The organism is Comamonas jiangduensis (assembly GCF_030162955.1).
GTDB classification, from domain to species: Bacteria; Pseudomonadota; Gammaproteobacteria; order Burkholderiales; family Burkholderiaceae_C; genus Comamonas; species Comamonas jiangduensis.
The window spans coordinates 82,903-104,085 of record NZ_JARXOV010000007.1 but is presented as its reverse complement, the minus strand read 5'-3'; the positions used below and the strand labels follow the sequence as shown (position 1 = coordinate 104,085).

Genomic DNA, 21,183 nt, shown 5'->3' with positions numbered 1-21,183 from the left:
ATCATCGCTTGCAATTAAACAAGGCAAACGGGTCAAGGTCCGGCGTACACCATTTCGCTCATGTCCTTTGGCCTTAAGTCCTGAACCGGTCCCACAAGGACTTGAGCGAGGGGCACCCAAGGTTTTTCGTTAGAGAAATTCACAAAGGTTGATCATGGAAATCTCCAAAGCAGAGCAAGCCAGTGCAGCGGCTGCTTCTACGCAAACAGCACCTCAAGATTTGATGGGTGCTGAAATTCTCGTCAAGGCGCTTCAAGCAGAAGGTGTGAAACACCTGTGGGGCTATCCTGGCGGTGCAGTGCTCTATATTTACGACGCACTCTACAAACAAGACAGTATCGAACATGTGTTGGTGCGCCATGAGCAGGCGGCCGTGCATGCAGCCGATGGCTTTGCCCGTGCAACGGGTGAAGTAGGCGTGGCGCTGGTGACATCCGGCCCCGGCCTGACCAATGCAGTAACAGGTATCGCTACTGCTTACACAGACTCCATTCCTTTGGTGGTGATCAGCGGCCAGACTTCGGTGGCGGCGATTGGCACCGATGCCTTCCAAGAGTGCGACACCGTGGGTATTACCCGCCCCATCGTCAAGCACAATTTCTTGGTCAAAGATGTGCGTGATCTGGCTGCCACCATGAAAAAAGCGTTTCATGTGGCCCGCACAGGTCGCCCCGGCCCGGTGGTGGTCGACATTCCTAAGGATGTGTCTTTTAAAAAGGCGACGTACAGCGGCTATCCACAGACCGTGGAAATGCGCTCGTACAACCCTGTGAAAAAGGGGCACTCAGGCCAAATCCGCAAAGCCCTGCAGCTGTTGCTGAGCGCCAAGCGCCCTTATATCTACACCGGTGGTGGTGTACTGCTGGCCAATGCCTGCCAAGAGCTGCGCACCTTGGTGGATATGCTGGGCTACCCCGTTACCCATACCTTGATGGGTCTGGGAGCTTACCCTGCCAGCGATAAGAAATACTTGGGCATGCTGGGCATGCACGGCACGATTGAAGCCAACAACGCCATGCAAAACTGCGATGTGTTGCTGGCCGTGGGTGCGCGTTTTGATGACCGGGTGGTTGGCAACCCCAAGCACTTTATGTCGGTGGAACGCAAGATCATCCATATTGACATTGACCCGTCTTCCATCTCCAAGCGTGTGAAGGTGGATGTGCCTATCGTGGGCGATGTCAAAGACGTGCTGACCGAGTTGATCGCCATGATCAAGGAGACCACCGCCCAGCCTGATGAAGGGGCACTGGCGCAGTGGTGGACGCAGATTGAAGCGTGGCGCAGTCGTGACTGCCTGCAGTTCAATCGCCACAACAAGGAAGTGATCAAGCCCCAGTATGTGGTCGATACCTTGTTCAACATGACCAAGGGCGAAGACGTGTACATCACGTCGGACGTGGGCCAGCACCAGATGTGGGCCGCGCAGTACTACCGCTTTGACGAGCCACGCCGCTGGATCAACTCCGGCGGGCTGGGCACCATGGGTGTGGGTTTGCCTTATGCCATGGGCATCAAGCTTGCCAAGCCGCAGGCGGAGGTCTTCTGCATCACGGGCGAAGGCTCGATTCAGATGAACATCCAGGAGCTGGCCACCTGCCGCCAGTACAACACCCCTGTCATCATCTGTGCGCTCAATAACCGCTACCTCGGTATGGTGCGTCAGTGGCAGCAGATTGAGTACTCGGGCCGTTACTCCAGCAGCTATATGGATTCGCTGCCCGACTTTGTGAAGTTGGCCGAGGCCTATGGCCACGCTGGCATCCTGATCGAAGACCCTTCGCAGGTTGAAGCCGCGTTGAAGGAAGCGCGCCGTATTGCTCGCGAAGAGAACAAGTGCGTGTTCCTGGACTTCCGCACCGACCCCACCGAGAACGTGTTCCCCATGGTGCAGGCGGGCAAAGGCATTACTGAAATGCTGCTGGGGCCTGACGACTTGTAAAAAAAGAAGCTGCCAGCGCTTGCTGGTGGCTGATTTCAAAGCCTTTTCGTGCGCAAATGCAGAATTAATCTGCGCTAAGCGCTCTCATTTTGACGAATCTATTGTCTGCCAAGCTGGTCACTTACCGGTGACCGGGGAGGGCAGCGAAAAGAGGAATCTGGACATGAAACACATCATTGCCGTACTGCTCGAAAACGAGCCCGGAGCCCTGTCACGCGTGGTGGGCCTGTTTTCGGCCCGTGGCTATAACATCGAGTCGCTGACCGTTGCCCCCACGGAAGATCCGTCCCTGTCGCGCATGACCATCCAAACCACGGGTTCGGACGATGTGATTGAGCAAATCACCAAGCACCTGAATCGCCTGATTGAAGTGGTGAAGGTGGTGGATTTGACCGAAGGTGCTTACACCGAGCGTGAGCTCATGATGGTCAAGGTGCGTGCGGTGGGCAAAGAGCGCGAAGAGATGAAGCGCATGGCGGACATCTTCCGTGGCCGCATCATTGACGTGACCGAGAAAAGCTACACCGTGGAGCTGACCGGCGACCAATCCAAGAACGATGCCTTCCTGCAAGCGCTGGATCGCACGGCTATTTTGGAAACCGTGCGCACTGGCGCCTCGGGCATTGGTCGCGGCGAGCGCATTTTGCGTGTGTGAAGGCGGCGCAGCCCCATTGCCACGTACACTGATTTTTGAACCAACTTTTACACACCCCATAAAAACACTGGGAACAACTGGAGCCAAGCATGAAAGTTTTCTACGACAAAGACTGTGACCTGAGCCTGATCAAGGGCAAAACCGTAGCCATCATCGGCTACGGCAGCCAAGGCCACGCCCATGCGCAAAACCTGAACGACAGCGGCGTGAAGGTCGTTGTTGGTCTGCGCAAGGGTGGCGCTTCGTGGGACAAGGTTGGCAAAGCTGGCCTGACCGTGATGGAAGTGGACGAAGCCGTGAAGGCCGCCGACGTCGTCATGATGCTGTTGCCTGATGAAAACATCCCTGATGTTTACAACAAGAACGTGGCCCCCAACATCAAGGCTGGTGCGGTGCTGGCATTTGCCCACGGCTTCAATGTGCACTACAACCAAGTGGTGCCCCGCGCTGACGTGGACGTGATCATGGTTGCCCCCAAGGGCCCTGGCCACACCGTGCGCTCCGAATACCTGAAGGGCGGTGGCGTGCCTTCCTTGATCGCCGTGTACCAAGACAAGTCCGGCAAGGCACGTGACATCGCTTTGTCCTATGCATCCGCCAACGGCGGCGGCAAGGGCGGCATCATTGAGACCAACTTCAAGGAAGAGACCGAGACCGACCTGTTCGGTGAGCAGGCTGTGCTGTGCGGCGGCGCCGTAGAGCTGGTGAAGATGGGCTTCGAGACACTGACCGAAGCTGGTTACGCCCCCGAAATGGCTTACTTCGAGTGCCTGCACGAGTTGAAGCTGATCGTGGACCTGATGTACGAAGGCGGTATCGCCAACATGAACTACTCCATCTCCAACAACGCGGAGTATGGTGAGTACGTGACCGGCCCTGAAGTCATCAATGAAGAATCCCGCAAGGCCATGCGCAATGCGCTCAAGCGTATCCAGAGCGGCGAATACGCCAAGATGTTCATCAGCGAAGGTCGCTTGAACTACCCCTCGATGACTGCACGCCGTCGCCAGAACGCCGAGCACGCCATTGAGCAAGTGGGTGGTCAGCTGCGTTCCATGATGCCTTGGATCGCCAAGAACAAGCTGGTGGACCAGACTCGCAACTAATGCGTTGATTGACAGGAGATTGTTCTCCTTAGACCAAGGCCACTGCTCGTGCAGTGGCCTTTTTCTTTGGCGGCTGCTGTGATGACGGCGATACACTGTTGTCAGGCCAGGCGCGAAAGCAGTCTGCGTAAAATACTATGGTTTTAATAGCTGCCTCCGCTTTGGAGAGGCAGTGCACTGGAGGTGCTTCATGCATGACAGCAACGACGCCCAAGTTGGCGATAACGGCGTAGTGATTCGGAAACGCCGCAAAGGGATTTACATCCTGCCGAACTTGTTCACGCTGGCAGCATTGTTTGGGGGCTTTTATGCCATCGTGATGGCCATGAATGGTCGCTTTGACCTGGCTGCTATCGGCGTTTTCTGTGCCATGGTGCTGGATGCTTTGGATGGCCGCGTGGCCCGCATGACCAATACCCAGAGCGCGTTTGGCGAACAGATGGATTCGCTGTGCGACATGGTGTCTTTTGGCGTGGCGCCTGCACTGGTGGCCTATGAGTGGGCGCTTAAAGGTCTGGGCCGCTGGGGCTGGATTGCGGCATTTGTGTATTGCTCGTGTGCAGCGCTGCGCTTGGCACGTTTTAACGTGAACACCGGCGTGGTGGATAAACGTTGGTTCCAGGGCTTGCCTTCTCCAGCGGCTGCGGCACTGGTGGTGGGCTTTATGTGGGTGCTGAACGACTACGGCGTGGTGCGCGGTGAAGATGGCGTGCTGACTTGGGGGCAGATGATGTGGATCATGTTCTTCCTGACGCTGTACTCAGGCCTGACGATGGTGACCAACGTGCCTTTCTACAGCTTCAAAGATTTGAACATGAAGCGCAGCGTGCCGTTCGCCGCCATCATCTTGATTGTTTTGGCCATTGCCATCATCAATATTCATACCCCTACCGTGCTGTTTGCTGTTTTTGCCATCTATGGCTTTAGCGGTTACGCCGTGTATGTGGTGCGCAAGACCAAGGGTCAGCAAACCAGTGTGATCAGCACGTCCAAGGACGAGCCTGAAGAACGCGGCTTGCACCACTAAGCAAAAATGCGGAAACACTCGTTCAAAAAAGTGTGCTAGAGTTGTCCGCATGCAAAACCTGTCGCTAGCCCTACTACTAACCATCATGTCCAACGGGCAGATTTAGTAGCGCGCGCGTACAACACCCTACTTCCACGGCCCGTAGCTTCCAGCGACGGGCCGTTTTGTTTTTTGGGGTTGCTGGAACCAGGTCGAATTTTCTTGAATCACGAAAGAGAGCTCCTATGTCGATGTTGCAGAACCCCGCTAGCAAATACCAGCCTTTTGTTCCTGTGCGCTTGAAGGATCGCACATGGCCCGACGCTGTGGTGTCCAAGCCTCCTGTCTGGTGCAGCGTTGACTTGCGCGACGGTAACCAGGCGCTGATTGAGCCGATGGACATCGAACGCAAAATTCGCATGTTTGAGCAGCTCGTCAAAATCGGCTTCAAGGAAATTGAAGTGGGTTTCCCCTCAGCTTCACAGATCGAATTCGACTTCCTGCGCAAGCTCATCGAGGAAAAACGCATTCCTGATGATGTGACGGTGCAGGTGCTGACGCAGGCGCGCGAACACCTCATTCGTCGTACGTTCGAGGCTTTGGAAGGTGTACCCCGCGCCATTGTTCACTTGTACAACGCGACTGCGCCAGTGATGCGCCGCGTCGTGCTGGGTATGAGCGAGGATGAAATAGTGGAGTTGGCACGCACGAATGCCCAACTGTTCAAGGAGATTGCGTCGGAGCACCCCAATACCGACTGGACGTTTGAATACTCTCCCGAGATGTACTCGGACACCGAGGTGGAGTTCTCCAAGCGCGTGATCGATGCCGTGACCGATGTCTGGCAGCCCACCCCCCAGAAGAAGTGCATCATCAACTTACCCACTACCGTGGAGCACTCCAGTCCCAACATCTTTGCTGACATGGTGGAGTGGACACACCGCAACTTGCAGCGCCGTGATTGCATCGTGCTGTCGGTACACCCGCACAATGACCGTGGCACCGGCACTGCGACGGCCGAAATGGCCTTGCTGGCGGGTGCTGACCGCCTGGAAGGCTGCTTGTTTGGCAATGGCGAGCGCACCGGCAATTTGGACATCGTCAACGTGGCGTTGAACATGTATATCAACGGTGTGAGCCCTGGTCTGGACTTCTCGGACATTGATGGCATTCGTGCCACGGTCGAATACTGCAATCAGTTGCCTGTGCACCCGCGTCATCCATATGTGGGCGAGTTGGTGTACACCTCGTTCTCGGGTTCGCACCAAGACGCCATCAAAAAAGCGTTCGCTGCACGCAAGGACGGCGATATCTGGGACATGCCTTACCTGCCGATTGACCCCAAGGATTTGGGGCGCAGCTATGAAGCGGTGATTCGCGTCAATAGCCAGTCGGGCAAGGGCGGTATTTCGTACCTGCTCGAGGCCGAGTACGGCCTGCAATTGCCTCGTCGTTTGCAAATTGAGTTTTCGCAAGTGGTGCAGCACGAAATGGATACGCTGGGCACTGAGTTTACGGCGGCAGACTTGTGGAGAATTTTCCGCAAGGAGTTCAGCATGGACATCTCTCAAGTGCCGCAGTACCGTATGGCCGAAGAAAATGGCGTGGTCACGATGAATGCCAAGCTCAACTGGGATGGCCAAGAGCGTGTGTTGGAAGGGCAGGGCAATGGTGCAATTGATGCGTTTGTTCAAGCCTTGTCCCAGTCGCTGGGACGATCTGTGCGCGTGATGAACTACGCTGAACACGCTGTGGGCGAAGGCGCGAACGCCCAGGCTGTGGCTTACGTGGAAGTGCGTGTGGACGATGGCCAAACCATGTTTGGCGTGGGCATGGATGCCAACATTGTGTCGGCCTCCATTCGCGCCATCATGTCTGGTTTGCGTCGGGCGGCGGCGCTGCAAACGGTGGCCGCTTAAGTCGTATTTCAGACGGCATTTGCAACGGTGGTGCAAGTGCTGTCTGGCGACGGTCTTGCCGTATTGTGAAATCTGCAAATGCGGCTCCAAAGGAGTTTCGGTTTGAGGTTGGTGCCGCTTATGTTGCGTGCTCTCAAATAATTGGAAATGTGTGCTAGTTACGTGCTACAACCGGTAGGTGCAGGCCTATAATTCGGCCAATTGCCCCAAAAAAACGTGTATTTACGTAAATTGCACGACTTTTTGCGTGGTAACCGGCACTCCCTTGTTGTTTTGCTCGGAGCACTTGCATGCACCACCGTTCCCCGTTTGCGTCTCATCGAATCGCCAAGGCCCTAGCTTTTTTGACTTTGAGTTGTGCGCTAGCTACACCTGCCGCTTACGCCGCCAAACAGGCACCGACCAAAAAGCAAGCAACTGCCTCTGCTTCTGCCAAGAAGAAGCAGCCTGCTCAGGCAGTTACCACCAAAAAAGTGGCGGCGCAAAAAAAGATCAAATCCTTGGCGGTGGCTCCTAGCCGCAAAGTACAAGCCAGCCGCACTACCCAAGCCAGTACCAAAGTTGCACGCAAAGCCACTGCGACACGTGCGGTTGCCGCTGCGGCAGCGGGTGCCGCAGCCGTAGCGGTTGCGCGACCTTCATTCGGCCAGATGGCTGGCTTGCACCAGGTGGCAGATCCGCTGGATTTGAAGTCCAGTGTGGCACTGGTGCTGGATCAAGACACCAAAGAAGTGCTGCTGAGCAAGAACGACCATGCTGTGCTGCCGATTGCCTCCATCACCAAGCTGATGACGGGGTTGCTGATTGCTGAGGCGCATTTGCCGATGGATGAGGTGCTCACCATCACGCAAGATGACGTGGACACGGAAAAACACAGCAGCTCGCGCTTGCGCGTAGGTACACAGCTGACGCGTGGCGAGATGCTGCATCTGGCACTGATGTCCAGCGAAAACCGCGCCGCCCATGCGCTGGGTCGCACCTATCCCGGTGGTTTGCAGCACTTTGTGCAGTTGATGAACAACAAGGCCAAGCTGCTGGGTATGACCGAAACCCAGTATGTAGAGCCTACGGGGCTGTCCAGCCGCAACCAATCCAGCGCGCACGATCTGGCTACGCTGGTGAATGTGGCGCATGGCAATACCTTGCTGCGCCAGCTGTCGACGTCGCCGAGCCATGAAGTGGCAGTCGGCAATCGCATGCTGCAGTTCAACAATACCAACAGCTTGGTCAAGAGTGACCGCTGGGATATTGGCTTGCAAAAGACGGGCTATATCTCTGAAGCTGGCCGCTGCTTGGTCATGCAAGCGGAAGTGGCGGGGCGCAAGCTGATCATGGTGTTCTTGGATTCCATGGGTAAATACAGCCGCCAAGGCGATGCAGAGCGTGTGCGCCACTGGGTAGAGAACTTGGGTGACAAGCACATGGTGGCTGCGAATAAGTAAGCTTTCACCGCCGGTCTTTCTTTAAAAAGAGAGCGGCTAGCGCAGGATTTTCAAGGTTTTTAGATAGAAAAGTATCTGAAACGATTGAAATAAAAGCGCTAGCCGCTCTCTTTTTTCATTAAAAGCAAGGATGCCAGACTGCATGCGCTATCTGCAGTAGGCAAGAAAAAAGCCGCATCCATCGCTGGTAGCGGCTTTTAAAGTATCTTGTGTGGCGCGGCGTACTGGAATCGAACCAGTGACCCACAGCTTAGAAGGCTGTTGCTCTATCCAACTGAGCTAACGCCACCACGTTGATTTGCAAGGGTTTCTTGCTTCATTAAGAGTAGCAGAATCTGGCGTATTTGCGGAGCGCTCCGCAAATTCAAAAAGCGCTTCCTAATGAGTGCCGGTTATTATGCAGCAAAACGGCCTGTCATTTGGTGGCCTGTACCTTGGCGCCACGGCGCAGGTAGTGGCGCTTGGTCGTGCTTACTGATGTGTGGCCGAGTTGGGTGGCTGCTGCTTGCTCGCCGCGTTCTTCGGCTACATCGTCGGCGGCTTTTGCGCGCAGGTCGTAGAACCAGAAGGCGCGTATTTCTGCGGCCAGTTGCGGGGTGCTTGCAGCTTCGGCGGCTTTTGCGCGGGCCTTTTCAAAGTGTCTGCGCAGTGTGATGGACGTGGCTGCGGTGCCTTGGGGGTTGGTCAGCAGGTTGAAGCTGTGCAGTTTTCTCCCGGCTTTGCGCTGTGCCAGTCGATCCAGCAGCGCGGCAAGCTCCCCCTCTATGACAAAGCGCAGCGGGGCGCCGGTCTTGCTTTGCTTGATGACCAGGCAGCCGTCTTGGATGTGGTGCTCGGTCAGCTCGCGCACGTCGCCTGGGCGCTGGCCGGTGAGGTAGGCCAGATCCATGGCGTCTTTGAGTAAGTCGCTGCCTTGCTCGTACACGGCGCGGTACACCGTGTCGGTGATGTACACCTCACGCTTGCCCAGCGCGTGGCCCTCGATGCCGGTGCAGGGGTTTTCTGCTTCTGTCCAGCCCCATGCGCGGGCGGTGTTGAACATGTGGCTAAAGGTGCGCTTCAAACGGTTGGCCGTGGTCGGTGTGCTTTTGGCCCATTGCAGCAGCTGGTAGATGTGCTTGGGCTTGATTTCATCCAGTGGTGCGGGCGTCGGGTTGCAGAAAAACTCACGCAGCTTTTTGATGTCGCCACGCTGGGTTTGCTGGGTGGATTTGGCTTTTGCGCTCACCACCTCGGCTTCGTACTTGTCGGCCAGATCTGCAAATGTCTCCATGGGCGCGGCCAGTGGCATGTTGGACAGCTCCAGCCACTTTTTGACGGCCTCGCGGTAGTCGCTGCCCAGGGGGATTTCTCGGCGCGGCTTGGCGCCGGTGTCGAAGTAGTAGTACACCTTGCCCGACTTTTGAGGACGGGCGCGAAAGCCTGGCATTGCATTAACCATTGGCGCGTGCTGGCTCCCACTTGGGGCGCGCAGCCTCCGTGTTGTGCTGCGTGCCGCCTTCGATCACTGCGCGCGATACGATGGGGCGGCCTGCTGCGTTGACATAGAAGGGGATTTTCATTGTGCGCAGGGCGGCGGCCTGTAGTTCCTCGCGCCGCTTTCCACGCTTGCCGGTGTTGATGCCGGTCAGCTCACGCACTTCATCGCATGTGAGAAATAGTGGGGTCATAGCTTTAGGCGTTAAAAAGCCCCGACTTAGCGGGGCTGGTTGTCTTGTTGGTCTTGCTGGTCTTTCCAGCGGTCGCGCTTGTCGCCGCGCTGGCGGGCTCGGCGGCTCATGTGCTTTGCTCCTTAGCTGCTATCCAAAACTGAGCGCACACCGCAGACTGCGCAGTGCCCCACACACCAAGCGCGCGGGCCAACGCTTCAAACGCTGGGTTGTCGTAGGGCTCGCCTTCTCGGAGGTTTTCTGGCAGTTGCACTGGTGCTTCAACCTGTTGATTAGTTTGAGATATGGGAATTCCCATATCGGCCTCTGGTGGCTGGGGCGCGGCGGCGGGTGAAGTCATTGGCGCGTTTTGCACCATCCGCTCATAGCTTTCCTTGCGCGCCCATTCTTCGTGCAGGCGGATTTCACCGGCCCCGCTCCAATATCCAGCGCGCAATTGCTCTTGTGTCGGACTGATTGGCACCAGCTTCCACCCCTGCGGCACTGGCACTGCTGGAGCGCGGCGCGCTGCTTGCCAATAGCGCCAGCAATCTGCCGTAGATGGGCTAAAGAACACCCAGCCCTTGGCTTCATACCACTGGTGCGCAGTGTCAAATCCTTCACGCTCTGCCATTTCAATGAAAGCGCGTAAGCTGGCGCGCTCTTGCTCTGTTGTGTGTGTCATCCCTGCTTCCCTGTGTGATGCCGTGCATGCGCTCTGCGAATTTCACGCCTTCTCTGAACGCCCATGGCTCGGGTCTGTCGTCTGGGTCGTCATTCACAGCGTTTCGGCCTTCTTTGATCTGAGCATCCGTCAACGGCTTGCTGGGCGCTGCTGCTAACGCGCACTGGATTGCAAGGCCCATGTCGCCAAAAGGCATGTAGGCTTCCTCTGCGGCTTCGATCATCTCGGGGGTGATGCTTGTGTGTGTCATGGCTTGCCTTCTCCGGCCATGGCGGCCACAAGATCATTCAATGGGTTGTGCGCTTCGTGACCAGCATCACCCAGCTTCTTTTGCCCGCACTTGCAGCGGTAGACACCGCGCACAGCAAACCCAATGCCGCGCCCGCCTGCCTGTGCATTGGTGGTGTTTTTGACAAACTGCCACTTGTGGCGAGCGCCAACAGTGCATTGCTTGGTTTTGCTGCTCATGGCTTGGGCTCTCCATGTGTTTTTGATGCCGCGCGCGCTGCCTGGGCTTCTTGAATCATCCCAGCGGCGGCTGTGGCTTCGTTGATAGATCGCGCCAGATCACCCGGCACCTTGCACGCTGCGCGCACAGATTTCAGCAGCGCTGCTTGCTTCAGTGCCAGCGCTTCTAAATACTCGATGCGCTTGCGCTGCTTGCGGCCTGTTGAATCAGCCATGCGCATCCTCCTTGGCTGCTTGGGTGGCGCGCTTGGACGATTCAATGCGCAGGCAATCCGATGCGGCGACTAAAAATGTGATCGTTGCATTTGCAAAATCTTTGTTTAGCAAGGCTCCAATAGACAGGCCAAGAACAAGGGCGGCGGAAAAGCCGGGGAGCTTTGGATATACGGTGATCATGGCTGCTCTCCCTGCTTGGCTGCTTGGGTGGCGCGCTTGGCTTTGATTTCTGCTTGTGCTTTCTTCCGTTTGGATGGCGGCAGCTCTAGCGTTGCCAGAATTTCGCGGTCAACAGTGATGCCAGGAATCATCTCCAAACCTTCGGCCATGTATTCGCGCCAGCCGGTGATCTTTCCAGTGTTCAAGTCCAGCATCCCGCCGCCATTGCTTTTTAAGTTTGTGACTGCGAAGTCCACGCGACGGGCTAATTCCATTGCAATGGCCTTCCAGTCTGTTGCTTCTGTAGTTGATTGCGGTTTCTCAGCCATTTGCTTGCTCTCCCTGCTTGGCTTGGGCTGCAAGGTTGCGTTGCCAAAAATCAAAAGCTGGGTGACTTGCGTTGTCCGCTTCTATCGCGCACATCAGCGCAATCAAAGCCATTCGTGTGCGGCTAGACCGGCCACCACCACCGCCGGGAGTACAGAATTCAATGTCCGCCACGCTTGTGCCATCGCAGATCGACACGTAAACGTCGTTGTCGGCATCAAGACCAACGCGGATAGAGCCATCGGGGCTCATATCGCCAAAACGCCCAACGTCGCGCGCCTTGGGCCATTTGATTGGCTGCTCCATCCCCTGCTGGGTGGGGTGGGTGGCCGCAATGGCGGCGCGGGCCTTCCATGCCAATGCAGCCACATGCTTGTGAAACCAAAGATCAGCAGCTTGAATGATTGAGTAGCTTTTAGGGTATGTTCCGTGCAACCAATTTACAAACGCTTCTCTCTCGTCGGTTATTGACTGCGGCACTCCATCTGCGGGGTGCGCTGGGGCGGCGTAAAGTGGCGTCAGGTTATGCAGCCCCCCATCGTCAACGGACCTGTTGAAGTCTGCTTGACGCTGTTCTGCGGATTCCTTGGTGTCGTGGTACTCAAAACGCGGTTTGCGGAATGCGGTGTTTGTGAGTCGCCACGCCACCGGCACGGCGGCCTGCACTGCCTGCGGTGCTGCCGGCTTGCGCATCGGCTCCACGCCACCGGCGCCGATGGCTTCCAGCTGGGATTCCAGCTCTGCAATGCGCGCGGCCTGCGCAGCCAGCAGGTCATCTTTGCTTGCGAACTGGCTCAAAGTTAAATCTGTCATGGTGGTTTTCTCCGTGGTCAATGCCCGCAAGGCAGGCCTTCGCCCTCGGCGGGCTCTTGGTGGACGGGTGCTCCGCAGCTTGCGCAGCGCTTTTGTGGCTCTTGCCGATTGGCCTTGTCGCGTTCAGTGGCGCGCCTGGCGGCCTGCAGGGCTTCTTTGGCTCTGCGCTCTTGCAGTTGGGTGGTGCTCATGTCGGGCTCCAAATAAAAAGCCCACGCGGTATGCTCCGGGTGGGCTGGATAGGGCGAGGCGTGAACTGCTTTGTTACCCTTGCATAAGCTTTGTTGCAGGCGCCGCTTTTACACTTGGTCATCTTTTAACTCCCACAAAGAAAATGAAAAAACTCATCGGTTTGGCTTTACTTGCCGCAGTGCTGACAGGTTGCGCGGTGTACACACCCAGCGGCTCGGTGGTGGTTGACCCCGGGCATGGCGGTGGTCATGGTGGTTTCTGCCCACCCGGTCAGGCCAAAAAAGGCAACTGCTGATTGGTACTGCGGTTTTTCTGCCCATCAACAAAAAGCCCGCATCAAGCGGGCTGGTGTGAGTAGTAGCCACCCATGGGCAGCGGTGGTGGGGCAGGCCTTGGATCGTTCCCCCACGGCTTTGATAGTTCTTCTTGCCGGATAACGGCTAGGAGTTCCAGCCTTGGAACGTCCTGGGCAAGCAATTGGTCAACCCGCTCACAGCGCCAGCGTATGTAGGCGGGGCTCATGTACGCAGCTTGAAAGTAAAAGGGCGGTTTGGCTTCGGCATGGATGGGTCTGCACCTTTGACGCCATGGGATACCCATAGCCGGTTCAGTGTCCTTGCTGCCTCAACGATGGCTTTCATGCTGTAGCTGGGCAGGATGCGCATTGCCAGCTCTGCAGCTGCTTGCAGCCCATTCACGTGGGCCAAGCCTACGGGCATGCCTTCGTGCAGACGCTGGATAACCACCATGGCGTGGATCAAAATGTGGCGGCGTGTGCGGTCAAGAGGGGCGTCCACTTCTTCGGCCTTTAAGGCAAGAATGAAGTCATTGGTCATTGCTTGCAGCATTTCAGTCTCCGCAGGCTTGCCCAGCGCATAAGCCATACGAAAGCGGTTGAGATCCATCTGCTCGACTGTGTGATCTACAAGTGCTTTTACTTTTTGCAGCTCGTCAATTGCGCGCTGGGCTCTTGCTTGTTCTTCTGCTTTGGCTTGTGCATCGCGCTGCAGCCCTTGTGTGTAGAGGGCTCCAGCAAGGCGAATAGGGTCAAGTTCTGTCTTAACGGGTGCGGGTGCGAATGCGAATGGCATAAGGCTTCCAATGTGGTTATTGACCTCGATAGCTCAGTGCGCCATTGGTGCGGTAGGTTCCCTTGGTGGTGGTGGCGCAGATGGGGGCGTAATCGGGAATCTCCTGCTTGTGGATAGTGATCTTGGTCTTGCTGGTGATGACGGGCTCAGCATTTTTCACGCTACAGCGCGCAGGGATGGGATCGGGGCGTACCTTGTTGTTGTCGGCAGAAACGATGTTCCAGGCGGCACCTGGAGAGATACCGACTATTTCAGCGATCGCGCGGCAGGTTTTGCCCTCACGGTGCAATGCGCGCGCTTGGGTCTTTTGTGCTGCAGTGATGGTTTGACCACCCATGGTGTGCTCCAGAAATAAAAAAGCCCGCGTGATGGCGGGCAGATTGATTAAATTAATAGCTGCTAGCGCTTGCTAGTAAATGATTTGCGCATTATTCAATGCTTATTTAATTGATGGGTAAGCGCTGATAGCTATCAAATTAGATGGAATCGGCGGCCAAAGACTTGGCAATAGCCGCGCGAATGGCGGGCACATCGGTGCGCTTATACAGGCGCGCATTGCGGTACTTGCGCCACTGGGCATCGGTGCAGCTGTCTTTGTCAATGTCCGCAGCAGTCATGGCAGTAAAGCCATGGTTTTGGAGCTGGGCTGCGTTGACGCTGCATGTGTCTTTGAGCGTTTCATTCAGCTCTGTGAGAGTGATCAGTTCTTCGTGCATGGTTCACCCTTGATTGATTTGTGGCGATGGGTAGGAGCGGCGTTGGCTTGCGACTGGTGGTGCTGGCTTGATGACTTTGGGTATGCAACTGATGTTGTCGCGGTGCACATAGCAGGTGGCATCCCCATCGCTTACTTTGGAGATACCGTTGTCCAGCGCGATATGGATGGACAACGATAAGTAGGCGGCCAAAAACGTGAGGTTGGCTATAGCCAAAGCAATGATGAATACCTGTAGCCAAGTTGTTTTGTTGGCAGTTTTTTCTGTAGTCATGGTGTTGTGCGGTTGATAGAAGGCAATCCAACAAGCGCACGCCCAGGGCATGCGCTTGGAGCATGGCTCTAGGGGTTAGCTGGGTGTGCCTCGGTGGATTGAGCGTCCTTGCCGTGGCCGATCATCTCCACCAGATCGGTGATGATTGACGACACAGCATCAACCTCCAGCGTGGCCTGTGAGTAGAAACTGACTTCTTCTTCGTCCTCGGAGTCAGTGTGCGAGCACTCGATGCCTTTGAGCTTGAAGTCGTGAGTCAGGCGGAATTCTGTTTCGCCGTCGTGGGTGAAGCCCATGGACATGACTTCAAACGACGCGGCCAGCGCTTCCTTGATGCCGGTTTCGGCGCCACGCAGTGAGCCCATCTTGATGTTGATCTTGCGTTCGCCTTGCTTCAGTGCCGCCTCTGCGCAGGGCTGGAACACGCCGAAGGCATCATCGTTGCCATTGGCCCACGCCTGCAGGCGCGTGGTCAGACCGTGCTTGACGTCGCTTACGTGGATGGTTTCGGTCTTCACGCTACCGGCGGCGTGCACCAAGGACGTCACGATGATGTCTGCCAGCTTCTTGCTGGTGGTGGGAACGATCAGATAGCCCGTGGTCTGCTGGTAGAAGCAGGTGATGATGGCGGTGCGTGGGAACGCCTGCTTGGCAAGCTCCATCAGCACCTCGTCTTTGATTTCCGCGCGTTCCTTCTTGCCGGGCGTGCGGTTGTCCAGCTCTTTGATGCGCTCTGCGGCTTCGTTAACCTTTTGGTTGATGACGCTGGCCGGTATCTGCTTTTCGTCAATGCGCACGCGGAATGCAAAGCCGTTTTTGAACGGCAGCACCAAGTGATCGCCATCAGCCACTGGAACAAAGCCCCAGCTTCGCATACGTGTTGGCGGGCACTCTTGGAAAACGCTGGCCTGCAGCTTATCGGCCAGTGCCTCTTGCTTGATGCCAAAGTCAGCTTTGTAAACGGTGGCGGATTTAATGATTTGCTTCATTGTGATGATTGGGCTGGTTAAAGAATCAAGCCGCATCGAGCGCGGCCTGCAGGGACAAAATTGCGAGGGCGACGGCAGCGGTGCCTACCCACCAAAGCGCTGTGGTTGCGATGGTTTTGAGCATTCAGGAACCTCCAGAAACAAAAAAACCGCCTCGGTGGGCGGTGGTTGGTTGGTGCAGGGCGCTTAGATCGCTTCGTACTGGTGCTCAGTCTCAGGCGGAGGCAGCTCGCGCACTACTTCCGGTTGCGCTGGTTCCGGGTAGGTGGGCGCTGGGGTGTGGCTGAATTCGGTTTCGGCTGGGCCTGGGTATAGATCGCACATGATGGAAATCATACTTTCACGGCCAGGACGCTACATGCAGGGCGGTGTGGGAAGCAGGCATCAGCCCAAGCGCGCGCTTCGCGGTTGTTGGGGAAGTCGATGTTAGGGACAACTTGCTTGCCAAACTTGACGATGAATCGCATGGTTGGTGTCTCCAGAAAAAGAAAAGCCCACGCGGTGGTGGGCACGGGAATAGTTGGCGGATCTGCTGCAACGCTTGCTAAGGCGCTCCAACACCATAGGTTTAAGAAGTAGCAGCCGCCACGACTGCCCCCTGTGGCCAAGGGGCAGGCATTGCGGTTACTTGAAGCCGACAAGAACTCCAGGTGGCATTGGTATTGCCATGCAGCCATGAATGGGGCGCCAAAGATGCAGGCAGTATGGGTGATTGCTTATCCATTCACTTTTTGGAGGGTGGAGCTGCATTACGCAATCCTCGTCATCCCAAAATAAAGCCTTCACTTTGCACATTTCTTCCCATGTTGGGCACCTGTGTGGAAGGCTTGCACTCACATGCTCCCATCCCATTTGATCGCTGGCTATCACAGTGAATGGGGTGTGGCCTGGGCGCGATGGAATTCTGAATGCGCCGTTGTTGCCGCAATCCGACGTTGATCCAAATGGCCCAGTCTTTAAACGTAGGCTCTCAGGGACGTGAAATGCCATATTTATTTCCAAGAAAAATCCCGCTGCACATTGCTGTACAGCGGGCAAAAAGTCCACGGAACGTGAACCCCACAGAAAAAGAAAGCCGGTGCCCGAAGGCGCGCAATGGGAAGTAAGAGAGGGAGGGAGGAGGCACACCCACTACCCGGCTGGAAAATGGTTGATGGCTGCTGTGTAAGCCCCAGCTTTATGCAGTCATGGAGGGACGGTCAACTTTCATGCCTTGCTGGGAGGCAAGCCCCAGTCACGATTTGCCATCAGGTCGCGCTTCTGTTCATGCTCAGGGCACTCTTGCGAATGCGTCGGAGGAACTAGGAGCACCGCCAGAAGCGCGGCTTGATGGCCCTGCTTAACGCCTGCAGGGGTTTGGCGGCGCGATGTGCTCGCGCGGGCCGCTTCAACGCATTTCAAAATCTCCGTCTATTGGGCTGCCAGCCAAGCCTCAGCATCTGCTTTGGCCTGCTGAACGGTGGTGCGCACTGTTTCGTGCGGTGCCAGTCCACACCCTTTAAACCAGCGGATCAATTTCACGTGAGATCCACAGTCGCGCACGGTGGCCCAGGTTTCGTTATTGAGGTGGCAATGCTCGGTCTTGTGCTTCGTTGTGAACCACTGCAGGGGTTGGGCTGGATTCTTCTTTGACATGGCTTTCTTGCTGTTGCTGTAGCTGGCTATTTTTGGCAGCCAGCCACTCTTTGTATTCCTCGGCGCGCTCTTGGTCTTTGATAAGCCGCCGTCTGGCTGCTGTCGGGCGCAATCTCCAGTTCATGGATGCCACTCATTGCCACCGGGCATAGCGAAGTCGATGTACTGAGGTGTGCCGCTTTCATCGACTTCATCCAGGCAACGCCCAAACTTGCTGTTGAACCACTCGCGTTTTGTCATGAGGCGGAACCCTTCTGGCATGTGGTCTTTCTCAAACTCTGCAAACTGGGCGCGCTGACTGGCTTCGTCGTGGTACCGGCCGGCCGGCATAGAGAAGGTGGCCACACCCATTTGTCCGGTGCTTTCGTTGATGACTGAGATTGCAAGCTGAACTTCGATGGGGGCTTGCAAGATCACTTCTTTGCTCATGACTTTCTCCTGTTCAAACAAAAACAGCCTCCTGGTGGAAGCTGCTTGTGTTTCCCCTCTGATACGCACAGAGGGCGGCGACTGGTGGTGCGTGCACACCAGTGGTTGGGCTTTTCTTTTCTTGGCATCCCCGAATGCCTCACCCCCGTACTTTTGACCCAGGGGCTGGTTCGCAGTGCGGTGGTCAATACGCCTGCTGACGGTTCAAGCCCGTCACGCATGCGCTGACCTATCTCGTTCGCGTTGCCTTACCCATCCGGGGACAGAGCGCTACTAGCCTTTGCACCGGCTGATTCACTTTGTCGCGTCAACCCGCGACGGCACTGATTTACCCAGACGTGCCCACTGCAAGAGTTGGTGTGCTGACCTCGATCGATTTGCACCCATCGCTTGGGTAGCACCTCCTGCTGCGCTCTCTGTGGAGCTAACCCCGCCTTTGCTTCCTGTCGGCTTCGGCCCCGGATCGCTGGGCCTTGGGTGTTTCGCGGTTTGGTGCTGCGATTGGTGTAATGTAAGTGCTCTAACAATATATTGTCAAGCATGCTTACATAATATTTTTAGAGTGCTAACATTTGATGTATGACCACACACCACACAGACGAAAAAAAGCCCGCTGGTGCGGGCGATGACAAGGTGACGCTGCTGGACTTCGATGCGTTGATCTTCAGGAAGGGAGGCGATGGCAGCATCTCCATCTCAACACTGGGTGCTGTTTACTCAGAGCTACCCAGGTGCTGCGATGTGGCTAAGGCTGCTGTAGATTGGGTTGCAGCTTTTCCAGAAAAGGATCTGGTGATTGACATTGCCCTCGAAAGAGGTAGAGAAAGCGAAGGCATTGAGCAGATATTTGCCTTCATAGACGCAATGGCATCTAGCTACTGGCGGCATTACAAGCCTGCCACGGTGATTGAAATCCCTGGGAAAGGGCGCTGGGTATTTCAGGCAGATACCGATGTGACAGAAAGCTGAGGGAGGTTATTGGCCCACTTTTGGATAACCTGCTCTAGGTCATCGCGATCACGACCCTTGCGCATCAAAAGGGAGCGTATAGCCTCAAACGCTCTGGCATTCTCCGGTGTGTTGAATGCTAGTGCATCCACAATAAAACGCTCCGCCTTGGCAACTTGCTCACGCGCAGCTTGTGCCTGCTTAAGCAACGCTTGGATCTGCCTAGTTTCTTGGCTCTGGACTTGGGCGATCTCCAGTGATTGGAGCCATGGAATGTGAGTGTAAGAGAGTGAATTCCGCAGTGCCGAATAGTCGGTCACCAGAGCCCCGGCGCCTCTGATACTTGCAACCAACATGCGTACCGCTGGGCGATTGTTCTGAATGTCAAACTCTGTGCGTGGCTTATCCGCCATAACACCGCCTCCTTGTTTGAGGCATATATCCAGCTGATGCCTAAAACTTAAGTGGCGACCAAAGCACTCATTAAAGAATGAAATTCCTTTGGCTGCAGTATCAAGCTGCAGAACCGCACTTTGGGCTTGCGAAAGTAATGCATCACGCTCTTGAAGCAATTGATCAGCCATTTTTCTGGCTAATGCCGCGTCTTCCGCTTTCTCAAATCTGGCGTGCAGCTCATCCCAATCAACATCAAATTCACGCTTACCGCATTGATGGCCGCAGTTGGTTTCTAGGCCAGATTTGGTGCGAATTATGAAGCCTCTTTTGTGTGGTCTGGTACAGCCGTTAAGACTGCAGGCAATCTCAAAAGGGAAAATGTATTTGCCTGATATCTTCTCCAGCTCCTCTGAGGCAATGCGCAAAGGACTGACATATGAGGGGCGAGATGTGAATTCTTCGACTGACTGGAAGTGAATTGGATCTTCATCAACGCTCACTGCAAACCCCTCTCTTTTGTTAGTAGAAGCCGTATAACGGTTTAAAACGTTCTTTCATTTCAGACACGCGCCATTTGCGGCGTTCTGCTTATGACTTCCAGTGGTACTCCATCAGAGTGCTGTTAACCATTCCCAAGCCGCCCACACCAAACCCACCACTACCCAGAAGGCGAATGCATAGGGAAGGGCGCGGCGTAGGGGGTGCATCAGCGTCTCCGAAACTTGCGACGGTGCTCAATCATGGTGCCGATTACTACGAGGTGGCGCTCATCGCTGCGCAGCACCGGGTAGTCGTTATTAAGTGGTACGAGCTCGAACACCTCATGGCCTGATTCATCAATGCCGCGCACGCGGTACTTCTTGAAAGTGGCTTCTTGCTTGGTATTTCGGGCAGCTACATAGTCCCCGGGGCGTGGCACTACATCAGGGTCAATCAGGACGCGATCACCAGGGCGAAAGTCTGGGAGCATGGAGTCGCCTTCTATTTCCAAGAAGAACGACCACTGTGATGCGTCGTCGTCGCCGTACTCCACATCAAATCCTTCACCTGGGCCATAAGGCACAGCAATCTCTTTTAGTGCGCCTGCCTGTACATGCGAAATCACAGGATATGGGCGCATGCCAAGGGGAGCTGGTTTGGCGTTTGCGTCAAACGGTGTTGCTCCGCTTTTTTCGGGGCCTACGCCTGTTGCAATCCACATCGCACTGAATCCAGTGGCAGCCGCGAGCTTCACTGCAGGCGCGGTCTTTAGGCTTTTGGTGGGGCCATCTTTCCACTGCGTCACAGCTGACGAAGAAACGCCCGCGATCTCAGCCAAGTCGCCAACTGTTTTTCCGGTCTCTGCCATTAGCTTGGCAATGCGTTCTTGAAGCGTCGTCATGTTAGAGAGCTTACTTGTAATGAATGTTAGAGTGCTTGCAATAATCTTGTAAGAGCGCTAACATTAAAGAATGACTAAAGACGAAGCCATCAATTTGCTCGGAGGCTCTGTGGCGAAGGCTGCGGAGGCCATCGGGATCAACTCCCAAGCTATTTCGCAGTGGCCGCGAGAGCTTCCTGCCAGGTTGGTAGATCGCGTCCAAGCTGCCCTCTATCGCAAGCAGCAAGCGGAAGCGACTGCGCCAGCCACCCCCACCACCCAAGAGGCCTGACTTATGTACGCAGACCCCGCCCACATTCGCAAGCACCGCGTGAATCTGTCGCTCAACGACGCGGAAGACCGCTTGGCAGAAGCCATGGCTGAGTTCAACGGCATGCAGAAGTCTGTGTTTCTGCGTGAGTTGGTGTTGGAAGGCTTGTCTCGTTTTCATGCCTCCGATTCTGCGCAGGCAGCTACGGAATTGCGAGCAGCAAATCAGTGACACATCAGTGCCGCTTCTGAAACTTTTGCGTAACGCAGAAATGAGCACCCGTGTCCATTCCACCTCAAAAAGACAGCGATGCCCTCGATCTGACGGATCAACAGGCGGCGCAACTCGACGCTTATGCGGCAGCGCATGGGCTTACCAGACAACAGGCGGTCACACAGCTGGCCCGGCAGACCTTGGACATGCGCTATCGGTTCAAACCGAAGCAAGGACAGGTTTTGCCATTACGGAGGAAGTGATGGCTTCTCAAGAACTTTTG

Annotated in this window: 32 protein-coding genes and 1 tRNA gene; 11 read left to right on the top strand and 22 right to left on the bottom strand. The window is 55.7% G+C overall.

The window, feature by feature from the left end:
• Positions 1-154 precede the first annotated feature (154 nt).
• The 6 genes from QEP12_RS07875 to QEP12_RS07850 all read left to right on the top strand — a co-directional run bounded on the left by QEP12_RS07875 (position 155) and on the right by QEP12_RS07850 (position 8,070).
• The gene (locus QEP12_RS07875) at positions 155-1,942 is read left to right on the top strand and encodes an acetolactate synthase 3 catalytic subunit (protein ID WP_284213907.1); all 1,788 of its coding nucleotides are present in this window, start codon (positions 155-157) and stop codon (positions 1,940-1,942) included.
• Between the two features lie 163 nt (positions 1,943-2,105).
• Positions 2,106-2,597, top strand: a complete 492-nt coding sequence (ilvN, locus tag QEP12_RS07870) for an acetolactate synthase small subunit (RefSeq protein ID WP_169167787.1) — start codon at positions 2,106-2,108, stop codon at positions 2,595-2,597.
• An 89-nt stretch (positions 2,598-2,686) separates the two neighbouring features.
• A complete protein-coding gene (ilvC, locus tag QEP12_RS07865) occupies positions 2,687-3,703 on the top strand; it encodes a ketol-acid reductoisomerase (RefSeq protein ID WP_174863355.1) in 1,017 nt (338 codons plus the stop codon).
• Positions 3,704-3,893: 190 nt separating this feature from the next.
• A complete protein-coding gene (pssA, locus tag QEP12_RS07860) occupies positions 3,894-4,730 on the top strand; it encodes a CDP-diacylglycerol--serine O-phosphatidyltransferase (RefSeq protein WP_174863356.1) in 837 nt (278 codons plus the stop codon).
• Between the two features lie 230 nt (positions 4,731-4,960).
• Positions 4,961-6,628 carry a 2-isopropylmalate synthase gene (gene leuA, locus QEP12_RS07855; protein WP_219164724.1) on the top strand — a complete coding sequence of 556 codons (1,668 nt, stop codon included), beginning with the start codon at positions 4,961-4,963 and terminating at the stop codon, positions 6,626-6,628.
• Positions 6,629-6,918: 290 nt separating this feature from the next.
• A complete protein-coding gene (locus tag QEP12_RS07850; RefSeq protein WP_219164229.1) occupies positions 6,919-8,070 on the top strand; it encodes a serine hydrolase in 1,152 nt (383 codons plus the stop codon).
• 212 nt (positions 8,071-8,282) lie between these two features.
• Here QEP12_RS07850 and QEP12_RS07845 read toward each other — a convergent pair.
• The 10 genes from QEP12_RS07845 to QEP12_RS07800 form a co-directional block, all read right to left on the bottom strand.
• Positions 8,283-8,359 (bottom strand) — tRNA-Arg (locus QEP12_RS07845).
• A gap of 126 nt (positions 8,360-8,485) precedes the next feature.
• Positions 8,486-9,499, bottom strand: a complete 1,014-nt coding sequence (locus QEP12_RS07840) for a tyrosine-type recombinase/integrase (protein ID WP_284213906.1) — start codon at positions 9,497-9,499, stop codon at positions 8,486-8,488.
• A 4-nt stretch (positions 9,500-9,503) separates the two neighbouring features.
• On the bottom strand, positions 9,504-9,740 hold the full coding sequence (locus tag QEP12_RS07835; RefSeq protein ID WP_284213905.1) for a DUF4224 domain-containing protein: 237 nt from the start codon (positions 9,738-9,740) through the stop codon (positions 9,504-9,506).
• Positions 9,741-9,846: 106 nt separating this feature from the next.
• Positions 9,847-10,404: a hypothetical protein gene (locus QEP12_RS07830; protein WP_284213904.1), complete on the bottom strand. Its 558-nt coding sequence runs from the start codon at positions 10,402-10,404 to the stop codon at positions 9,847-9,849.
• A 246-nt stretch (positions 10,405-10,650) separates the two neighbouring features.
• Positions 10,651-10,872 (bottom strand): hypothetical protein, encoded by a 222-nt coding sequence (locus QEP12_RS07825; protein WP_284213903.1) that lies wholly within the window; start codon positions 10,870-10,872, stop codon positions 10,651-10,653.
• Positions 10,869-11,087, bottom strand: a complete 219-nt coding sequence (locus QEP12_RS07820) for a hypothetical protein (RefSeq protein WP_284213902.1) — start codon at positions 11,085-11,087, stop codon at positions 10,869-10,871. The genes QEP12_RS07825 and QEP12_RS07820 overlap by 4 nt, the downstream gene beginning before the upstream one ends.
• On the bottom strand, positions 11,080-11,268 hold the full coding sequence (locus QEP12_RS07815) for a hypothetical protein (protein WP_284213901.1): 189 nt from the start codon (positions 11,266-11,268) through the stop codon (positions 11,080-11,082). The genes QEP12_RS07820 and QEP12_RS07815 overlap by 8 nt, the downstream gene beginning before the upstream one ends.
• On the bottom strand, positions 11,265-11,576 hold the full coding sequence (locus QEP12_RS07810; protein WP_284213900.1) for a hypothetical protein: 312 nt from the start codon (positions 11,574-11,576) through the stop codon (positions 11,265-11,267). The genes QEP12_RS07815 and QEP12_RS07810 overlap by 4 nt, the downstream gene beginning before the upstream one ends.
• Complete coding sequence (locus tag QEP12_RS07805) at positions 11,569-12,387, bottom strand: hypothetical protein (RefSeq protein ID WP_284213899.1); 819 nt, start codon at positions 12,385-12,387, stop codon at positions 11,569-11,571. The genes QEP12_RS07810 and QEP12_RS07805 overlap by 8 nt, the downstream gene beginning before the upstream one ends.
• A 17-nt stretch (positions 12,388-12,404) precedes the next feature.
• Positions 12,405-12,578, bottom strand: a complete 174-nt coding sequence (locus QEP12_RS07800; RefSeq protein ID WP_284213898.1) for a hypothetical protein — start codon at positions 12,576-12,578, stop codon at positions 12,405-12,407.
• Between the two features lie 143 nt (positions 12,579-12,721).
• On the opposite strand from QEP12_RS07800, the gene QEP12_RS07795 reads away from it, so the two are divergent.
• Positions 12,722-12,874: a lipoprotein gene (locus QEP12_RS07795; protein ID WP_174864122.1), complete on the top strand. Its 153-nt coding sequence runs from the start codon at positions 12,722-12,724 to the stop codon at positions 12,872-12,874.
• Positions 12,875-13,097: 223 nt separating this feature from the next.
• Here the strand turns inward: QEP12_RS07795 and QEP12_RS07790 are convergent, their stop codons facing one another.
• The 10 genes from QEP12_RS07790 to QEP12_RS07750 all read right to left on the bottom strand — a co-directional run bounded on the left by QEP12_RS07790 (position 13,098) and on the right by QEP12_RS07750 (position 17,712).
• Positions 13,098-13,670 (bottom strand): hypothetical protein, encoded by a 573-nt coding sequence (locus QEP12_RS07790; RefSeq protein WP_174864124.1) that lies wholly within the window; start codon positions 13,668-13,670, stop codon positions 13,098-13,100.
• A 16-nt stretch (positions 13,671-13,686) separates the two neighbouring features.
• Positions 13,687-14,007, bottom strand: a complete 321-nt coding sequence (locus tag QEP12_RS07785; protein WP_174864125.1) for a helix-turn-helix domain-containing protein — start codon at positions 14,005-14,007, stop codon at positions 13,687-13,689.
• A 139-nt stretch (positions 14,008-14,146) separates the two neighbouring features.
• Positions 14,147-14,386 carry a hypothetical protein gene (locus QEP12_RS07780; RefSeq protein ID WP_174864127.1) on the bottom strand — a complete coding sequence of 80 codons (240 nt, stop codon included), beginning with the start codon at positions 14,384-14,386 and terminating at the stop codon, positions 14,147-14,149.
• Between the two features lie 3 nt (positions 14,387-14,389).
• Positions 14,390-14,659, bottom strand: a complete 270-nt coding sequence (locus tag QEP12_RS07775) for a hypothetical protein (RefSeq protein ID WP_174864129.1) — start codon at positions 14,657-14,659, stop codon at positions 14,390-14,392.
• A 68-nt stretch (positions 14,660-14,727) separates the two neighbouring features.
• The gene (rdgC, locus tag QEP12_RS07770) at positions 14,728-15,648 is read right to left on the bottom strand and encodes a recombination-associated protein RdgC (protein ID WP_174864131.1); all 921 of its coding nucleotides are present in this window, start codon (positions 15,646-15,648) and stop codon (positions 14,728-14,730) included.
• Positions 15,649-15,834: 186 nt separating this feature from the next.
• Positions 15,835-15,972, bottom strand: coding sequence for a hypothetical protein (locus QEP12_RS07765; RefSeq protein ID WP_284213897.1), 138 nt, complete (start codon positions 15,970-15,972; stop codon positions 15,835-15,837).
• A gap of 8 nt (positions 15,973-15,980) precedes the next feature.
• Complete coding sequence (locus QEP12_RS07760; protein WP_257469070.1) at positions 15,981-16,115, bottom strand: hypothetical protein; 135 nt, start codon at positions 16,113-16,115, stop codon at positions 15,981-15,983.
• Positions 16,116-16,272: 157 nt separating this feature from the next.
• Positions 16,273-16,638: a DUF7694 domain-containing protein gene (locus tag QEP12_RS17055; protein WP_431308074.1), complete on the bottom strand. Its 366-nt coding sequence runs from the start codon at positions 16,636-16,638 to the stop codon at positions 16,273-16,275.
• Between the two features lie 568 nt (positions 16,639-17,206).
• Entirely contained in the window at positions 17,207-17,407 is a 201-nt protein-coding gene (locus QEP12_RS07755) for a hypothetical protein (protein WP_174864133.1), read from the bottom strand.
• On the bottom strand, positions 17,404-17,712 hold the full coding sequence (locus QEP12_RS07750) for a hypothetical protein (RefSeq protein WP_174864134.1): 309 nt from the start codon (positions 17,710-17,712) through the stop codon (positions 17,404-17,406). The genes QEP12_RS07755 and QEP12_RS07750 overlap by 4 nt, the downstream gene beginning before the upstream one ends.
• A 579-nt stretch (positions 17,713-18,291) precedes the next feature.
• On the opposite strand from QEP12_RS07750, the gene QEP12_RS07745 reads away from it, so the two are divergent.
• The gene (locus QEP12_RS07745; RefSeq protein WP_284213896.1) at positions 18,292-18,681 is read left to right on the top strand and encodes a hypothetical protein; all 390 of its coding nucleotides are present in this window, start codon (positions 18,292-18,294) and stop codon (positions 18,679-18,681) included.
• Here the strand turns inward: QEP12_RS07745 and QEP12_RS07740 are convergent.
• Together QEP12_RS07740 and QEP12_RS07735 are read right to left on the bottom strand one after the other, a co-directional pair.
• Complete coding sequence (locus QEP12_RS07740; RefSeq protein WP_284213895.1) at positions 18,651-19,556, bottom strand: hypothetical protein; 906 nt, start codon at positions 19,554-19,556, stop codon at positions 18,651-18,653. The two genes, QEP12_RS07745 and QEP12_RS07740, sit on opposite strands and share 31 nt — an antisense overlap.
• Positions 19,557-19,762: 206 nt before the next feature.
• Complete coding sequence (locus tag QEP12_RS07735) at positions 19,763-20,437, bottom strand: LexA family protein (RefSeq protein WP_284213894.1); 675 nt, start codon at positions 20,435-20,437, stop codon at positions 19,763-19,765.
• Positions 20,438-20,507: 70 nt separating this feature from the next.
• Here QEP12_RS07735 and QEP12_RS07730 point away from each other — a divergent pair, with 70 nt between their 5' ends.
• The 3 genes from QEP12_RS07730 to QEP12_RS07720 are packed head-to-tail and all read left to right on the top strand — an operon-like array spanning position 20,508 to position 21,163.
• Complete coding sequence (locus QEP12_RS07730; protein WP_284213893.1) at positions 20,508-20,708, top strand: helix-turn-helix domain-containing protein; 201 nt, start codon at positions 20,508-20,510, stop codon at positions 20,706-20,708.
• A 3-nt stretch (positions 20,709-20,711) separates the two neighbouring features.
• A complete protein-coding gene (locus QEP12_RS07725) occupies positions 20,712-20,918 on the top strand; it encodes a hypothetical protein (RefSeq protein WP_284213892.1) in 207 nt (68 codons plus the stop codon).
• Between the two features lie 50 nt (positions 20,919-20,968).
• Positions 20,969-21,163 (top strand): hypothetical protein, encoded by a 195-nt coding sequence (locus QEP12_RS07720; protein ID WP_284213891.1) that lies wholly within the window; start codon positions 20,969-20,971, stop codon positions 21,161-21,163.
• Positions 21,164-21,183: the final 20 nt, after the last annotated feature.

Coding starts and splice junctions, on each gene's coding strand:
- QEP12_RS07815 (WP_284213901.1), bottom strand. CDS start 11,268: ATGATCACCGTATATCCAAAGCTCCCCGGCTTTTCCGCCGCCCTTGTT.
- QEP12_RS07835 (WP_284213905.1), bottom strand. CDS start 9,740: ATGACCCCACTATTTCTCACATGCGATGAAGTGCGTGAGCTGACCGGC.
- QEP12_RS07800 (WP_284213898.1), bottom strand. CDS start 12,578: ATGAGCACCACCCAACTGCAAGAGCGCAGAGCCAAAGAAGCCCTGCAG.
- QEP12_RS07760 (WP_257469070.1), bottom strand. CDS start 16,115: ATGCGATTCATCGTCAAGTTTGGCAAGCAAGTTGTCCCTAACATCGAC.
- ilvN (WP_169167787.1), top strand. CDS start 2,106: ATGAAACACATCATTGCCGTACTGCTCGAAAACGAGCCCGGAGCCCTG.
- QEP12_RS17055 (WP_431308074.1), bottom strand. CDS start 16,638: ATGGCATTTCACGTCCCTGAGAGCCTACGTTTAAAGACTGGGCCATTT.
- QEP12_RS07830 (WP_284213904.1), bottom strand. CDS start 10,404: ATGACACACACAACAGAGCAAGAGCGCGCCAGCTTACGCGCTTTCATT.
- QEP12_RS07750 (WP_174864134.1), bottom strand. CDS start 17,712: ATGAGCAAAGAAGTGATCTTGCAAGCCCCCATCGAAGTTCAGCTTGCA.
- leuA (WP_219164724.1), top strand. CDS start 4,961: ATGTTGCAGAACCCCGCTAGCAAATACCAGCCTTTTGTTCCTGTGCGC.
- ilvC (WP_174863355.1), top strand. CDS start 2,687: ATGAAAGTTTTCTACGACAAAGACTGTGACCTGAGCCTGATCAAGGGC.
- QEP12_RS07840 (WP_284213906.1), bottom strand. CDS start 9,499: ATGCCAGGCTTTCGCGCCCGTCCTCAAAAGTCGGGCAAGGTGTACTAC.
- QEP12_RS07780 (WP_174864127.1), bottom strand. CDS start 14,386: ATGCACGAAGAACTGATCACTCTCACAGAGCTGAATGAAACGCTCAAA.
- QEP12_RS07730 (WP_284213893.1), top strand. CDS start 20,508: ATGACTAAAGACGAAGCCATCAATTTGCTCGGAGGCTCTGTGGCGAAG.
- QEP12_RS07805 (WP_284213899.1), bottom strand. CDS start 12,387: ATGACAGATTTAACTTTGAGCCAGTTCGCAAGCAAAGATGACCTGCTG.
- QEP12_RS07725 (WP_284213892.1), top strand. CDS start 20,712: ATGTACGCAGACCCCGCCCACATTCGCAAGCACCGCGTGAATCTGTCG.
- QEP12_RS07745 (WP_284213896.1), top strand. CDS start 18,292: ATGACCACACACCACACAGACGAAAAAAAGCCCGCTGGTGCGGGCGAT.
- QEP12_RS07820 (WP_284213902.1), bottom strand. CDS start 11,087: ATGGCTGATTCAACAGGCCGCAAGCAGCGCAAGCGCATCGAGTATTTA.
- QEP12_RS07765 (WP_284213897.1), bottom strand. CDS start 15,972: ATGTGCGATCTATACCCAGGCCCAGCCGAAACCGAATTCAGCCACACC.
- QEP12_RS07810 (WP_284213900.1), bottom strand. CDS start 11,576: ATGGCTGAGAAACCGCAATCAACTACAGAAGCAACAGACTGGAAGGCC.
- QEP12_RS07785 (WP_174864125.1), bottom strand. CDS start 14,007: ATGGGTGGTCAAACCATCACTGCAGCACAAAAGACCCAAGCGCGCGCA.
- QEP12_RS07825 (WP_284213903.1), bottom strand. CDS start 10,872: ATGAGCAGCAAAACCAAGCAATGCACTGTTGGCGCTCGCCACAAGTGG.
- pssA (WP_174863356.1), top strand. CDS start 3,894: ATGCATGACAGCAACGACGCCCAAGTTGGCGATAACGGCGTAGTGATT.
- QEP12_RS07875 (WP_284213907.1), top strand. CDS start 155: ATGGAAATCTCCAAAGCAGAGCAAGCCAGTGCAGCGGCTGCTTCTACG.
- rdgC (WP_174864131.1), bottom strand. CDS start 15,648: ATGAAGCAAATCATTAAATCCGCCACCGTTTACAAAGCTGACTTTGGC.
- QEP12_RS07790 (WP_174864124.1), bottom strand. CDS start 13,670: ATGCCATTCGCATTCGCACCCGCACCCGTTAAGACAGAACTTGACCCT.
- QEP12_RS07755 (WP_174864133.1), bottom strand. CDS start 17,407: ATGAACTGGAGATTGCGCCCGACAGCAGCCAGACGGCGGCTTATCAAA.
- QEP12_RS07735 (WP_284213894.1), bottom strand. CDS start 20,437: ATGACGACGCTTCAAGAACGCATTGCCAAGCTAATGGCAGAGACCGGA.
- QEP12_RS07795 (WP_174864122.1), top strand. CDS start 12,722: ATGAAAAAACTCATCGGTTTGGCTTTACTTGCCGCAGTGCTGACAGGT.
- QEP12_RS07775 (WP_174864129.1), bottom strand. CDS start 14,659: ATGACTACAGAAAAAACTGCCAACAAAACAACTTGGCTACAGGTATTC.
- QEP12_RS07850 (WP_219164229.1), top strand. CDS start 6,919: ATGCACCACCGTTCCCCGTTTGCGTCTCATCGAATCGCCAAGGCCCTA.